This window comes from Mesorhizobium sp. M0152 (assembly GCF_040322415.1).
Taxonomy (GTDB): Bacteria; Pseudomonadota; Alphaproteobacteria; order Rhizobiales; family Rhizobiaceae; genus Mesorhizobium.
Genome location: NZ_JAMYTH010000021.1, coordinates 38,444 through 51,655 on the forward strand (window position 1 = coordinate 38,444; position 13,212 = coordinate 51,655).

Consider the following 13,212-nt stretch of genomic DNA (forward strand, 5'->3'; position numbering starts at 1 on the left):
TGTCCTCCCCGCCCTTACAACTCGACGCCCTGACGGCGTGCCATGATGGCGGTGATGCGCTCGGTCAGCATGCCCTTGAGCAGGATGACGACGAGGCCGACGATGGCATACCAGATCGCCACCTTGACGTGATAACCTCCGGCGACGACACCCCGCTTCTCGAGGTCGAGCAACGCGACCAGCATGCCGCCCCAGACGAAGTATTCGCCGGGGTTGATATGCGGGAACAGGCCGAGCGGCGGATGCACGTAGGACACGGCCGCGTCATAGAAAGCGGGCTTGTGCTTTTCTTCCAGGAATGAGCCGAATGTGTAAGCCATCGGATTGGTCAGGAAGAACACCGCCAGCAGCGGCAGCAGCGTATAGCGCGTCAGTGCGATCCTGCCGGCGCCGCGCGCCAGGCCATGCACGCGCTCCTCGCCGACCAGTTCGGTCACGGCGTAGAAGGCGGTCATCAGCACCACCAGTGTCGGGATGATGCCGGTGACGAAGCCGGCGAACACTTCGCCGCCCTTCTGGAAGATGCCGATGAAGTATTTGCCGATTGCCGTGAGCCAGCCGAGTTGCTCTTCCTGCTGCACGTTTTTCAGCTGTTCCTTTAGCTGATCGGCGGTGACTGGCGCGTTGTCGGTCTGCGCCTGCGCCAAAACCACGAGATGATCGGTGGCATGCTCGACGCCAAGCTTGCCATGCCAGGCAGCATCCGAGACCATGGTGCCTGCGACATGCAGGTTATGCACGGCCATGTCGGCATGCTGCGCCAATAACGAAAATACAGACATTTCTCCTCCTTATGCCGACTTGCCGGTTATCCCAGCCGGCGCTCGGCGTCCTCTAGACCCTTGCTAAGTTCAAGCCGGACAGGCCCGGCTTCTTCCCCGGCTCCGACCGTGCTTTATCGATCTGTTCGATCGCGCGTTTCACGGCCTCGGCCACACCGGGTTCCCCCTCCCCCATGATCGCAGGGTTGGACCGGAGTCGATCGAGGGGAACACCCTCGAATTCTTGATGTCTCTTGAACTTGGTGAACACGGAACGGCCGCTCATCACCATCAGGCGGCGCACGATGAGGTCAGGCGTCACCACGACGAGCGCGATGGTGCCCTTGGCCAATCGACCGCGAAAATTGCCGGCTCCGACGAAGCCATCCTTGTACTGGTCGGTGACGCCCCGGAAGACATCCGAATAGTGCCGCATCTGCAGCCATACGCCGAGCGACTGCAGCGCCCACACGATAACCAGCAGAAGCAGTCCCCACTGCCAAATCGCCATTCGGTTCTCCTCCCGAAGTCTCCGTTGAACCGCACTTTGGACCAGCACGTGACAACAGCAAAGTGAGAACATTTGTTTCCGAGAATGTCAATATGTATGATATTAGCGTTTGCTGTCGTCATCCACAGGCCGCTGGTCGATTTCGGCGACGGCGCTGTTGTGGTAGCCTTGCCGGGAAACAGGATACGAGGAACATGGATCTGCCCTTTAGGGACGAACTGGCCCTGATGCCCGACCTTCGCCATCGGTTGCGGCAGTTGCGCTGGTTCCGCGCCACCTTTCGCGGCAGCGCCAAGGTGGTCTCGGATACGTTCGGCGTGCGCTTTGAAATCGACGAAGCGAAGCTCACCCGGGCCTTTCTCGACTGGGTCGAGATCATGGAGGCGCAGAAGCGCTTCGCCGCGGTCGACCGCGCCGACTTCATCGTCTTCGCCGCCGGCCTCGTGCTGCGCGAATTGATAAGGCAGGCGCCGGCCAGGGAAATCTCCGGACTCGCCCATCTCCTCGAAACGGAACAGAATGCCGGCACGCTGGCAATCGTCCGCTTCTGGCCGGAAGGGTTCCTCTACACCAACTATTGCGTCTCGGCCATTTCGGCGATCTACGAGCAGGAATTCGGTAGCGCACCAAGCATCGACAAATGCGCCGACGACCTGCGGACATGGTGGTCCTATCGCGAGAACGTGACCGAGATGCCGGCCTATGCGGTGGCTTTCCTCGACCGTTTCCTCGGTGCCGAACCGAACTGGATCACGCCGGACCGCGCACAGTCCCGGCAAGCCATGCAACGGGCGCTCGGATCCTCCCGTGCAAGCGATGCGCTGCGCCAGCTTTGACTGGCCATCGTTTCGTGCCTCAAACGGGCTCAAGACACATCACGCTATTGAACATTTGAGTTCTAGCCGATAGCGATGTGCAAAAATCGACTGGGAGAAAAGCGCGTGGCGCGATCAAGGCCTATCATTTTCGATTGCGACGGCGTTCTCGTCGACAGTGAACCGCTGGCGGCGCGCGCCTATGAGCGTGTCTACGAGAAGCATGGCATGCCTGGCGTCCACGGCGGCATCATCGCCCAGTGCGTGGGCATGAAGCAGTCCGACATCATCGTCAGGATCAGGGAATTGACCGGCCACCAGTTTCCGGCGGCCGCCGACACCGACATCTGGGCCGAGACCAAGATCCTGTTTTCGGAAGAATTGAAGCCGACACCCGGGATAGCCGCGTTTCTGGAAACGCTTGCTGGCGACCGTTGCGTTGCCTCTTCGTCCTCGGTCGAGCGCATAAACCACAGCCTGAAGGTCACGGGACTGGCACGGTTCTTCGGCGATGCGATCTACAGCTCTTCGATGGTCAAGAACGGCAAGCCCGCACCGGACATCTTCCTGTTCGCCGCCGCCAAGATTGGCGCCAACCCTGGCGATTGCATCGTCATCGAGGATTCGCCCTTCGGCATCCAGGGCGCGGTTGCCGCCGGCATGACGGCGATAGGCTACACCGGCGGCGGCCACACCTATGCCGAGCACGCCGCGCGGCTGACAGCGGCGGGCGCCGCCGCCATCTGTTCGGACTGGCATGAAGTTAGCCGGCGGCTGGCTGGACTCGGTGTCCCCGCCTGATGTGAAATGGTTCCTTTGGCGTTTCCGTGAAACGGTAACCACTAGCGAGTAGGCAGTCCGAGGCCGGCCCATTCGCTGGGCGGGATCACTGGCCCTACACGGAAGTCGAAAGACAAGACCCTCGTCGCATCGGTGTCGACCTCGCACCGGAAGCCCAGATGGTACCATGTGGTAGCTGTGCGGAAGGCGACATCCGGGGCGTTAAGGATATTGCCGACCTTCAGCGGAACACTTGGGATCAACTGGGGGAAATAAGAGGCGTCCAGCAGTTGCTGCTGCAACGCGCTGGCGCAAAGTTTGGCAGCCCGCTGGCCGCGAGGCACACCTCCCATCGACGTCGTGGCCAGCGCATCGCCGGTAGCGCCTTGCGAATACAGCTTGCGGACGCCCGGAAGGCCCGAAAAAGCCCGCGATTTAGCAACGGCCACGTCCGTGGAGCTTGGCCCCTTGGCGCTCCCGCTCCCAGACTTCGAGACTTTCGCAGGGCTGGGTTTCGGCGCGTTTTCGGGTCTGGGCTTCGGCGCTTCAGCCGACGTGGGAAGCTCGATCTCGTCATCGCCGCCGGCGGCTGCCAACGGCATTGGTAATGTGGCCGTCTGCTTGTCGGCGTCGTGCACGTCCGCCTCTTGTTTGTCCGCCTGCTGTTTATCCCGGTCCTGGGCCGAAGTTGGCTGCTTCACATCCTGTGCGGGGTCGGCGTCCTTCGCCGCGGCTGCCGGCTTCTCGCCGGGCTTGGCTGAATCCGCCCGCTCTCCGGTGTCTGGAGACGCGGCAGATTTGTCCTCTGCCTGCTTCGGCGCGACAGGCGGCTTCGCATCATTATCCTTGGCCGGCGACGGCGAATTCTCCTGAGCGCTGCCCCCATCCAGGGACTTCCTGGGGCCGGTATCCTTCTCGCCGAACTGAAAGACAGGCTTCAGCACCTCGATTGGCGGAGATCTCTGGGGCTGCTTTTGCGGCGGAGGTGGCTTTTCAACCTTCTGCTCGGGCGGTTTTTCAGCCTTCGTTTCCGGCGGCTTTTCGGCTTTGGGCTGCTTTGGCGGCGGTTTCGGTTTTGGCTGTTCGGGCGGAGGCACGAGCGCGACGTTCACCGGCTGCTCCTGCTGCGGCTCTTGGGCAGGCCTCGGCACGCTGTAGATCAAGAGCGCGGCGATGAGCGCATGCAGGATCAACGATGCGGGCAGGCCCCACAGCAAGTTCCGACGCCGTTCTCGTGCCTCGTCCTTCATCCTGACCGATGTGGAATGAAATAGCCGCGGCTTCAAGCATTGGCAATGAATCGGCGCAATTTAGCCTCTGCACAGCTTAGTGATCTGAAGACCATGCGCAGGGCCTCGCCATCGGGTGTTGGCGCGACCAAACGAGCGGCGGTGCCGTCCTGACAGTCGCGACGACCGAAACTCAGGGCTAGCTTTGCCGCTGGTGCAGGATCTCGTCCAGAAACCGTCCGTCCAGCCGCGTTTCGCCAAACCAGGTCAGCCGGTTGATGCTGACAAAGCCGGCATCGATCGCCTCGTTCTCGTCGCCCGGCTCACTTGCATGAGCGCGCCCGCGCGGGACAGTGATGACGGTCCGCTCGCCCTCGCTTTCCACAATCTCCGCCTTGCGGCCGATCTTGTCGCGGCCGATACGCGGCTGCTGGATTTCGGCCGGCAGCGAGGTCGGCAGATTGACGCTCAGCCAGTGGCCTTCTATCGCCCAGTCGGCACGCGACTGCCACAATGAGGCGATCAGCGCCGTCAGCCATTGGTCGTCGGCGTCGGTGATGTCAGGATTCTTCACCCGCGAAAAGCCGATCGCCGGAATGCCCCAGAATGTCGCCTCGCGCGCAATGCCCAGCGTCCCGGAATAGGCAAGGTCCTCGGCGACGTTGCGCCCGTCATTGACGCCCGCCAGCACAAGGTCCGGTGTCTTCACATCGGCAAACAGCCAGGTCATCGCGCTCACCACGCAGTCGGCCGGAGTGCCGGAACAGGAATACCAGCCAGGCTTGACGCGCCGCATCGTCAATGGCCGGGCGATCGTCAGCGACGCGCCAGCGGCGGTGCGCTTGCCGTCGGGCGCGATGACCCAGATATCGTCGCTCAATCCACTGGCGGCGTTGACGAGACGGGCGAGCCCCGGCGCTTCGATGCCGTCGTCGTTGCAGATCAGAATTCTCACTTTTTGCTCCCTTGCGGCACCATGAAGCGCTGGCCGGTGCGGCACTCTGCTTGCAGTGACGGAATATGGCTTTTCAGATCATAGAGAGCATCGGTCCCGCAGGAATGACCGAGCGCCGCCGGCCGCCCCGCTCTCTGCCAGATGTCGACATTGCCCGACAGCGTCGGGTGGGTGGGCATGCGGATCCAGTCCGCCCGGCGGGCCTTATGCAACAAATCGCCTGGAGAGCCGGACGGCAGATGGCCGGTGAGCAGCACCGGGAAACCGGCCTGGTCGGCGCGCGGCAAGAGCCGCGACGACGGACCTGCCTCGCCCATGCCGTCATCGGCCAGCAGCGGCACCGCTGGCAATGGATCGGCATCGGTCCAGTCGGCCGCACCCCGCAAACGTCGAAGCAGGAGCTCGGAAACGCCGGGCAGCAGGGACGCTGTCGCGCCGATCTGCGCCTCGAGGGACGAACGCATGCCTGCATGGATGACAAAGGGCCCCGGCAATGCCGCGATCAGTTCCAGCGACCGGCCCGACAGCGGCGTCGGCAGAAGGCATCCCTTCGAATGTCTGGCCACCCAATCCGAGATTTCGTGTGCACGCGCCGCTCCAGGCACAGGATCGGCGCCATAGGAGGCATCGAGAACCAGAAGGTCGCACTCTGGAATCACGTCCATGGCGAACACGTTGCTGTCCGGCACCACGTCGGCTGAATAGACGACGCGGTTCTTGCCGTCATCGACGGCAAACCAGACGCCGCCGACGACATGTCCCGATCTCCCCGTGCTCACCGTGAAATTGCCGCTCTTCAGCATATCGCCGGGTTCGAAAATCTCGATGCGATCTTCCGGAAAGGGAAACCGCTTCAGATCCCCGGGATCGGCATAGCCGGCAAGCGTTACCGGAGCCTCGGCGCGAGTTTCGGCCGTCATGAAAATCGGACCGGCATAGCCGCGCGATAAAAGCCAGCTCAGCGCACCGACGTGATCCTCGTGGGCATGCGAGACAAACAACGCGTCGATGTCAGCGATCGGCCCGTCAAGCGCCGGATAGTACTCCGCTCCCGTGGCCCCGACCTTGATCCCGACGTCGAGCAAGATGCGATCGTTTCCGCTGCTGACGGCGAGGCTGGTGCGGCCCTTTTCGCCAAAGCCGCCGGCCAGGTCCAGCATCATCACCGCGCTGCCTCCGCCGCCGGGATCAGCCAGCCGGACTTTATGCGCAGGCGCGCCTGGGCTCCGCTCTCCAGCACGACCGGGTCGGGCTGCTCGAAATGCAAGGTAAGATCGGGTCCTGCGGAAGGCGCAAATTCGATGCGCGCCGCACCACCCTGGTATATCACCCGCTTGACGAGGCCATCGAAGCCGGGGCCGTCCGGCGACACGTCGAGATCGGCCGACCGGCAGCAGATCTTTGCGTCGGCGCGCGGCCGCTCGCCGGCCCGGCAGCGGACGACCAGCTCGGCTCCGAGAACCCGGACCTTGCAATGGCCGGCCTCCTCGGCGCTGAGCACATCGGCCGGAAGCAGAATGCCTTGCGAAATGAAGGAGGCGACCATTTCATTCGCCGGCTCATGATAGAGCTCGTGCGGCGTCGCGAGCTGCGCCAGCCGCCCGTGGTCCATCACGGCGATGCGGTCGGCCAGCGCCATCGCCTCGGCCTGGTCATGCGTGATGTAGACGATGGTCGTGCCGGTGCGCTTGTGGAAGGCGGCGAACTCATCCTCCATCGAGGCTCTGAGATGCACATCGAGGTTGGCCAGCGGCTCGTCGAACAGCACCAGCGAGGGCGCGGCAACCAGGCAGCGCGCCAGCGCCACGCGTTGGCGCTGGCCGCCAGACAGGTTGGCGGGCCTGCGCTCGCCCAGCCCTTGCAGATTGACCAGGGCGAGCGCGTCTTCAACCTTCCGGCGCGCGACGGCCTTGTCGAGCTTCGCCACCTTCAGCGAATAGCCGATGTTTTCGGCGACATTCATATGCGGCCACAGGGCATAATTCTGGAAAACGATGCCTACGCGCCGCTTTTCCGGCGCAACGCTGCCGCCCGCGCCCGACACGATTTCGCTGCCGATGCGGATTTCGCCCGACGTCACCTTCTCGAAACCGGCGACAAGCCTGAGCAACGTCGTCTTGCCGCAGCCGGAAGGCCCGAGCACGGCAAGGAATTCGCCGTCGCCGACATCGATCGAAACGTCCTTAACCGCATCGAACTCGGCGAAGCTCTTGGTCACACGATCCAGGGTCAATCGCGCCATGGCAGAACTCCGCTCGGAAGATGAGGGGCAAGCAGGTTGGTCACCAGCATCAGCACGAAGGTGACCGCGACCGTGATGACGGACATCGCCGCCGCATAGTTGGAATCGCCGCCTTGTTCGAAGGAGAACATCACCACGCCGATCGTTTCCGAGCCCGACGACCACAGCAATGCCGACACGGTGAGCTCGCTGAGCGCCGTCATGAAGATCAGCAGGCCGCCGGCGATTGCCGCTGGCGCCACCAGCGGAAAAATGATCGTGCGCATGCGCGTGAACAGGCCGGCGCCAGCGACCTGCGCCGCTTCCTCCAGCGCCCGGTCGATCTGGTGATAGCCGCTGATGGTCGGCCGCAGCGCCAGCACCAGGAAGCGGGCGAGATAGGCATAGAGGATGATCCAGACCGTGTTGTAGAGCTGGACGCCGGTCAGCGGGATCGGCCGCAGGAACAGCAGCAGCGACGCGATCGCCAGCACCACGCCGGGCAAGGCATAGGGCAGTTCGACCGACAAATTGAGCAGCCGCACCCAGCGCTGCTTGCCCCAGGCGATGAGATAGCCGATCGGCACGGCGACCAGCACCGCGAATACAGCGGCGGCGATCGACAGCCAAAGGCTGTTGAAGAAGGCACGGCTGGCGGCATCGTGCTCGAACAGAACGAAGCGGTAATTGTCGAGCGTCGCCGTCTTGGCGGTGAGCGCGATGCCGTAACCCGGAACCAGTGAGGTCAGCACCAGCCCGAATAGCGGCAGGAAGAGCACCAGCACGATCAGCAGCCACATTGCCGCCTGGACGGCAGGCCTCCATTTGCCCAGTTCGTAAGGCTCGGCCGGTAGCGACGTGGAGCTGATGCGGTAGTCGCGACGCCGGCTCATCATCTCCTGGGCGAAAATGCCCGCCATGGCGATGACGCCGATAAGCACCGACAGGAACGCGGTTTCGCCGAGTACGGCGGGGCCGCCGCCGGCCAGCTTCTGGTAGATGAGCGTCGGCAGCACGAGATAGTTGGCGGGAATGCCAAGGAAGGCCGGAATGCCGAAATTGCCGACACAGGAGACGAAGGCGAGTGCCGCGGCCGCCATGATCGACGGCGTCATCAGCGGCAGCACGATTGTGGTAAGCACCATAAACCAGCTCGCGCCACCGGCCCGTGCCGCCTCGACCAGTTCGCGCGGCAGCTTGCGCAGGCCGGCGCGCACCAGCAGGAACACCAGCGGGCCATACTGCACGCCGAGCAGCAGGATGATGCCCGAGGTGGAATAGAGCGGGTTCTTGGTGCCGAGCGGCGGCGCGGCGCCGAACAGCTTGAGGAACGGGCTGGCCGGTCCGAACAGTTGCAGCCAGGCCAGCGCCGTGACCTGCGGCGCGATCATCAGCGGCATGACGTAGCAGAGCACCAGGGCGCCGCGGCGGCGCAGGTCTGTCAGCGTGATCAGCACAGCCACCAGCGTTCCCGATAGCACCGCAAGCACCGTGCCGCCTATGCCCACGACAAGCGTGTGCCAGGTGGCGATCCAGGTCGCCGGACTTCTCAGTCCAGCCTCAAGGGCCATCGTCGACACGGTGCCGCCGGGTGCGACGATCTCCTTGATGAGGCGCAGCATCGGCAACAGCGAGAGCAGCACGATGACGACGGCTACCGCCGCCGTCAGGGCCATCTCCTGGCCCCGACTTTCCCTGATCCGTGTTGCCATGACTGGGTTCCTGAAATGTATGCGATCGAGTCTCGCCCAATGCCGTCCGGGATGCCATCGAGGCGGCATCCCGCTGGGATTGCCGGCTCAGCCGCCGAACAGTTCCGAGAACTTCGCCTTGTCGGCGTCGGTCTTGGCGACGATTGCCTTGGTGTCGAACGACATCACCTTGATCTTGACGCCTTCCGGCAGCCATTCGGGGCGGCCGACCGAGGCGCGCGCCGGCAGATAGCCCATGGAAAGCGCCAGCTTCTGACCCTCATCCGAAAGAATGAAATCGACGAACTTCTTGGCACCATCGACATTCCTGGCCGTCTTCATGATCGCGACCGGTTCGGTCACCGCGGGCACGCCCTCGGACGGGAACACGAATTCGATCGGCGAGCCTTTCTTCTTGGCGTTCATCGCCATGAAGTCGACCAGGATTCCATAGGGCTTTTCGCCTGATGCCACCGACTTCAGCACGGCGCCGTTGCCCCGCACGCTGACGGTGTTGTTGGTCTTCAATTTCTGGAAGAAATCCCAGCCATAATTGGCATCGCCGGCGAAGCCTGAAAGCAGATAGGCGGCGGCCCCCGAATAGAGCGGACTTGGCATGACCAAACCATCGGCATAGGCCGGCTTGGCGAGATCGGCCCAATGCTCGGGTTTTTGCGCCGCCGCGGTGTTGTAGACGATGCCGGTGGTGATCAGCTTGCTGCCGAAATAGGTCTTGTCGGCGTCATAAGCATCCGGCTCGATGCCGTCGAGCTTTGCCTCGGGATAAGGCAACAGCCGGTCGTCTTTTTTCAACAGCTCCATGCTGACCGCGTCAGCGATCAGAAGCACGTCGGGCTGCGGGCTGCCGGCGGCGAACTCGGCCGCCATCTTGGTGAGAATGTCGCTGGTTCCCGAGCGGTAGATGGTCACGTCGATGCCGGGTTGCGCCTTCTTGAAGGCCTCCACGGTCTTGGCCGCATCGGCCTCCGGCTGGGATGTGTAGAGCGTCAGCGTTTCGGCACTGGCGGCGCCGGCAAACAAAGTTGCCGCGAGCGCCAGCTGGCTGGCCAGCAGCTTGATGAATAGCGTCTTCATGAGACCTCCTGTCTTGTCAGTGCACGACCGGTCCGGCCCCTGGCCGGTTCCCCGTCTCTTCCTCCCTGCACGGCGCATATGACTGGTGGATGACACAGCGCGTGAAACCCACAACATATGTTCATATGTACAAAGTCAATTACAAATGAACACAACTATGCAACAATCGCCGCGCCGGAAGCCCGGCATCAGTTGACAGCCTGCCGCCGCTTCTCCGAAGAGGCAATACGGTCAGGCGATGACTCATGAGGGACGAGAACCGATGCCCGCGAAAAGGCCCAGAACGGCTCGGCTGCCGATGGTGTCGTCGGACCTGAACGTCAAGACGGCGTGGCTCTACTATGTCGAAGGCTTCACGCAGGAGCAGATCGCTGAAAAGCTGGACGTCAGCCGGGTGAAGGTCATGCGCACGCTCGCCGCCTGCACCGCGGAAGGCATCGTCGTCACCATGATCAACGCGCCGACCGCCGAGCAGGTGACGCTCGAACGTGCACTCGAGAAGCGCTGGGGTCTCGATGCCGCCGTCGTCATCCCGACGCCTTCGGCGCAAGAGCACCTGGAGAAGGCGATCGGCCACGCCGTGGCAGCCTATCTCGGCGAGCAGATGCAGGACGGCATGACGCTGGCGATCGGCGGCGGTGCGACGCTGCATGCCAGCCTCGGCTTTCTCGCCCGCCGGCAGTTGAAGCGCGCCTCGGTCGTGGCACTCGTCGGCAGCCTGCCGCATTCGCAATGGATCAATCCGTCCATCGTCGCCGCCAAGGTCGCCGATGTCTTCGAGGTCGACAGCTACCAGATTACCGCGCCCGTAACGATCGACGATCCCGCACTCCGCGATCTCCTGTGGGCGCAGCCGGCCCTGCAGGATGTGCGCCGGCGCGCGGCAGCTGCCGACATCGCGCTGCTCACGGTCGGGGACATGTCGCCCGACGCCACTATTTTCCGGCACGGCATCGTGCCGTCGTCGCTGATCGCGTCGTTGAAGGCAAAGGGCGCTGTCGCCAACATGCTGTGCTATTTCATCGATGCCTCGGGCAGGCTGGTCGATCACGAGGTCAACGGCCGCGTCATGGCCATCGATCTCGATGTCGTCGGCCAGGTGCCGAATGTCGTGCTGGCCGCCGGCGGCAGGCGCAAGGTAGCGGCGATCCTCGCCGCGCTGAAAGCCGTCAGCACCAATGTGCTGATCACCGACAGCGACACGGCGACGGCGCTGCTGGCCAAGGCCGGCTGAAACGGTCCTCGAGCTAAATCAGCCCGCGTTCGCGTAAAAAATCCTCGACGCCCACATGGGTCATGGACTCGAACTCGGCGACCGCCTCGGCCACTCGCCTGCGCTGGGCCGCCAGCAGGGTGAACACCTGCTTCATCTCGCCGGAAACGCCGAAGCGGCTCCACCGCTCCGCGATATGCGCCGGCAAGCCGATGTCGGCGCAGAAAGCATCCAGGCTCTCGTAGCCGAGGCTCGCGACAAGTTGCCTGGTTTCGTCCGCCGACATACGCGGCTCGAAGGCGTGATCGTGCAGGCGCTGCGCGACCAGCTTGATATCGGATGGCGACGCGCCCATCACCTTGCTGAACAGGGTCTTGACGTCGGATGGGTCGAATGCGGGCATGGCTATCCTCCCTTGATCGCGGTCCACTATGAAACATGGGCGAAGGGCTGGCGCCTGACAAGTCGTTCCCATCGTAAGCCGACGCACCATTTAAACGCCGACTGACATCAGGCGGCTTACGCCAGCATGCCCATCGGGTTCTCGATCAGCCACTTGAAGGCGACCAGGAGTTCGGCGCCGAGCGCTCCGTCGACGGCGCGATGGTCGGTCGACAGCGTCACCGACATCACTGTCGCGATCTTGATCTCGCCGTTCTTGACCACCGCGCGTTCCTCGCCCGCACCCACCGCCAGGATCGTCGCATGCGGCGGGTTGATGACCGCGGCAAAGTCCTTGATGCCGAACATGCCGAGATTGGACACCGCCGTGGTGCCGCCCTGGTATTCCTCCGGCTTCAGCTTGCGGCTGCGGGCACGGCTGGCCAGGTCCTTCATCTCGTTGGAAATGACGGAAAGCGTCTTTTCGTCGGCCTTGCGGATGATCGGCGTGATCAGCCCGCCAGGGATCGACACGGCAACGCCGACATCGGCATGCTTGTGCTTGACCATCGCGCTCTCGGTCCAGGAGGCATTGGCATCGGGCACTGCCTTCAGCGCCATGGCCATCGCCTTGATGACCATGTCGTTGACCGACAGCTTGTAGGCGGGAACCTCGCCCTTCTCGGTCTTCTTCACCGGTGCCGCCGCATTGAGCTGCGTGCGCAGTGCCAACAGCGCATCGAGCTCGCAGTCGAGCGTCAGGTAGAAATGCGGGATGGCGGTCTTGGCCTCGACCAGGCGGCGCGCGATGGTCTTGCGCATGTTGTCGTGCGGGACGAGTTCGTAGGAGCCTTCCTCGAACAGGCGCAGCACGTCCCCCTCCCCCTTGAGGGGAGGGTGGCCGGCCGCAGGCCGGTCGGGTGGGGTCGGCTCGACCGGGCTCGGCGCAAAAGCGGTGCCTCCTGAGGCGACCTCTGTCGACTTTGTCGACACCTCCCCCTCGAGGGGGGAGGAAAGCGCTGCGTCGATATCCGCCTTCACCACACGGCCGCGCGGGCCGGTGCCGGCAACACTGGAGAGAGCAATGCCTGCTTCCCGAGCCAGCCGCCGCGCCAAAGGTGTCGCGCGCACGCCCGACGGCGATTGGCTGATCTCCCCCCCTGTGGGGGAGATGGCCGGCAGGCCAGAGGGGGGCGCCTCGCTCCCTGCGGCTGGAGGGACAGCGCCCCCCTCTGTCGACTTCGTCGACATCTCCCCCACGAGGGGGGAGATTGGCGCCTCACCCGGCTTCGCCGCGGCAGCATTTGCCCCGTAGGCCTCATCATCAGCGTAAATCCACGCCACCGCCGCACCGACCGCAATATCGACACCCTCCTTGCCGGTGACGTCGCGCAGGACGCCGCTGGCCGGGGCGTCGATTTCCATCGCCGCCTTGTCGGTTTCGATCTCGAACAGCACGTCGCCCTTCTTGACCCTGGCGCCCTCCTCGGCGAACCAGCGCGAAATCTGTCCGGTTGCCATGTCCATGTCGACCTTGGGAAGAATGACTTCGGTCGGCAT

At 63.7% G+C, this 13,212-nt stretch carries 13 protein-coding genes; 3 read left to right on the forward strand and 10 right to left on the reverse strand.

Features of this window, described 5'->3' with window-relative positions:
• Positions 1 to 14 precede the first annotated feature (14 nt).
• Both srlA and NKJ26_RS20645 read right to left on the reverse strand, forming a co-directional pair.
• Positions 15 to 782, reverse strand: a complete 768-nt coding sequence (gene srlA, locus NKJ26_RS20640) for a PTS glucitol/sorbitol transporter subunit IIC (RefSeq protein WP_352605810.1) — start codon at positions 780 to 782, stop codon at positions 15 to 17.
• Positions 783 to 834: 52 nt separating this feature from the next.
• Positions 835 to 1,272 (reverse strand): transcriptional regulator GutM, encoded by a 438-nt coding sequence (locus tag NKJ26_RS20645; RefSeq protein WP_352605812.1) that lies wholly within the window; start codon positions 1,270 to 1,272, stop codon positions 835 to 837.
• A 194-nt stretch (positions 1,273 to 1,466) separates the two neighbouring features.
• Between NKJ26_RS20645 and NKJ26_RS20650 the strand changes: the two genes are divergently transcribed.
• Both NKJ26_RS20650 and NKJ26_RS20655 read left to right on the forward strand, forming a co-directional pair.
• Positions 1,467 to 2,108: a hypothetical protein gene (locus NKJ26_RS20650; RefSeq protein WP_352605814.1), complete on the forward strand. Its 642-nt coding sequence runs from the start codon at positions 1,467 to 1,469 to the stop codon at positions 2,106 to 2,108.
• Between the two features lie 105 nt (positions 2,109 to 2,213).
• On the forward strand, positions 2,214 to 2,888 hold the full coding sequence (locus NKJ26_RS20655) for an HAD family hydrolase (protein WP_352605816.1): 675 nt from the start codon (positions 2,214 to 2,216) through the stop codon (positions 2,886 to 2,888).
• A 41-nt stretch (positions 2,889 to 2,929) separates the two neighbouring features.
• Here NKJ26_RS20655 and NKJ26_RS20660 read toward each other — a convergent pair whose 3' ends face one another.
• The 6 genes from NKJ26_RS20660 to NKJ26_RS20685 all read right to left on the reverse strand — a co-directional run bounded on the left by NKJ26_RS20660 (position 2,930) and on the right by NKJ26_RS20685 (position 10,058).
• Positions 2,930 to 4,117 (reverse strand): DUF930 domain-containing protein, encoded by a 1,188-nt coding sequence (locus NKJ26_RS20660; protein ID WP_352605818.1) that lies wholly within the window; start codon positions 4,115 to 4,117, stop codon positions 2,930 to 2,932.
• Between the two features lie 178 nt (positions 4,118 to 4,295).
• On the reverse strand, positions 4,296 to 5,051 hold the full coding sequence (locus NKJ26_RS20665) for a 5'/3'-nucleotidase SurE (protein WP_352605820.1): 756 nt from the start codon (positions 5,049 to 5,051) through the stop codon (positions 4,296 to 4,298).
• Positions 5,048 to 6,214, reverse strand: coding sequence for an MBL fold metallo-hydrolase (locus NKJ26_RS20670; protein WP_352696839.1), 1,167 nt, complete (start codon positions 6,212 to 6,214; stop codon positions 5,048 to 5,050). Before NKJ26_RS20670 ends, NKJ26_RS20665 begins: the two co-directional genes overlap by 4 nt.
• Entirely contained in the window at positions 6,214 to 7,293 is a 1,080-nt protein-coding gene (locus NKJ26_RS20675) for an ABC transporter ATP-binding protein (protein WP_352696765.1), read from the reverse strand. The genes NKJ26_RS20670 and NKJ26_RS20675 overlap by 1 nt, the downstream gene beginning before the upstream one ends.
• Positions 7,281 to 8,984 (reverse strand): ABC transporter permease, encoded by a 1,704-nt coding sequence (locus NKJ26_RS20680; RefSeq protein ID WP_352696766.1) that lies wholly within the window; start codon positions 8,982 to 8,984, stop codon positions 7,281 to 7,283. Before NKJ26_RS20680 ends, NKJ26_RS20675 begins: the two co-directional genes overlap by 13 nt.
• Positions 8,985 to 9,071: 87 nt before the next feature.
• Positions 9,072 to 10,058 carry an ABC transporter substrate-binding protein gene (locus tag NKJ26_RS20685; RefSeq protein ID WP_352605826.1) on the reverse strand — a complete coding sequence of 329 codons (987 nt, stop codon included), beginning with the start codon at positions 10,056 to 10,058 and terminating at the stop codon, positions 9,072 to 9,074.
• A 262-nt stretch (positions 10,059 to 10,320) separates the two neighbouring features.
• On the opposite strand from NKJ26_RS20685, the gene NKJ26_RS20690 reads away from it, so the two are divergent.
• Positions 10,321 to 11,292 carry a sugar-binding transcriptional regulator gene (locus NKJ26_RS20690; protein WP_352696768.1) on the forward strand — a complete coding sequence of 324 codons (972 nt, stop codon included), beginning with the start codon at positions 10,321 to 10,323 and terminating at the stop codon, positions 11,290 to 11,292.
• A 13-nt stretch (positions 11,293 to 11,305) separates the two neighbouring features.
• Here the strand turns inward: NKJ26_RS20690 and NKJ26_RS20695 are convergent, their stop codons facing one another.
• Positions 11,306 to 11,674: a hypothetical protein gene (locus tag NKJ26_RS20695; protein WP_352696770.1), complete on the reverse strand. Its 369-nt coding sequence runs from the start codon at positions 11,672 to 11,674 to the stop codon at positions 11,306 to 11,308.
• Positions 11,675 to 11,790: 116 nt separating this feature from the next.
• Positions 11,791 to 13,212 carry a pyruvate dehydrogenase complex dihydrolipoamide acetyltransferase gene (locus NKJ26_RS20700; RefSeq protein WP_352696772.1) on the reverse strand — a complete coding sequence of 474 codons (1,422 nt, stop codon included), beginning with the start codon at positions 13,210 to 13,212 and terminating at the stop codon, positions 11,791 to 11,793.

Coding starts and splice junctions, on each gene's coding strand:
- NKJ26_RS20690 (WP_352696768.1), top strand. CDS start 10,321: ATGCCCGCGAAAAGGCCCAGAACGGCTCGGCTGCCGATGGTGTCGTCG.
- NKJ26_RS20660 (WP_352605818.1), bottom strand. CDS start 4,117: ATGAAGGACGAGGCACGAGAACGGCGTCGGAACTTGCTGTGGGGCCTG.
- NKJ26_RS20675 (WP_352696765.1), bottom strand. CDS start 7,293: ATGGCGCGATTGACCCTGGATCGTGTGACCAAGAGCTTCGCCGAGTTC.
- NKJ26_RS20685 (WP_352605826.1), bottom strand. CDS start 10,058: ATGAAGACGCTATTCATCAAGCTGCTGGCCAGCCAGCTGGCGCTCGCG.
- NKJ26_RS20695 (WP_352696770.1), bottom strand. CDS start 11,674: ATGCCCGCATTCGACCCATCCGACGTCAAGACCCTGTTCAGCAAGGTG.
- NKJ26_RS20670 (WP_352696839.1), bottom strand. CDS start 6,214: ATGATGCTGGACCTGGCCGGCGGCTTTGGCGAAAAGGGCCGCACCAGC.
- srlA (WP_352605810.1), bottom strand. CDS start 782: ATGTCTGTATTTTCGTTATTGGCGCAGCATGCCGACATGGCCGTGCAT.
- NKJ26_RS20645 (WP_352605812.1), bottom strand. CDS start 1,272: ATGGCGATTTGGCAGTGGGGACTGCTTCTGCTGGTTATCGTGTGGGCG.
- NKJ26_RS20650 (WP_352605814.1), top strand. CDS start 1,467: ATGGATCTGCCCTTTAGGGACGAACTGGCCCTGATGCCCGACCTTCGC.
- NKJ26_RS20700 (WP_352696772.1), bottom strand. CDS start 13,212: ATGCCGACCGAAGTCATTCTTCCCAAGGTCGACATGGACATGGCAACC.
- NKJ26_RS20680 (WP_352696766.1), bottom strand. CDS start 8,984: ATGGCAACACGGATCAGGGAAAGTCGGGGCCAGGAGATGGCCCTGACG.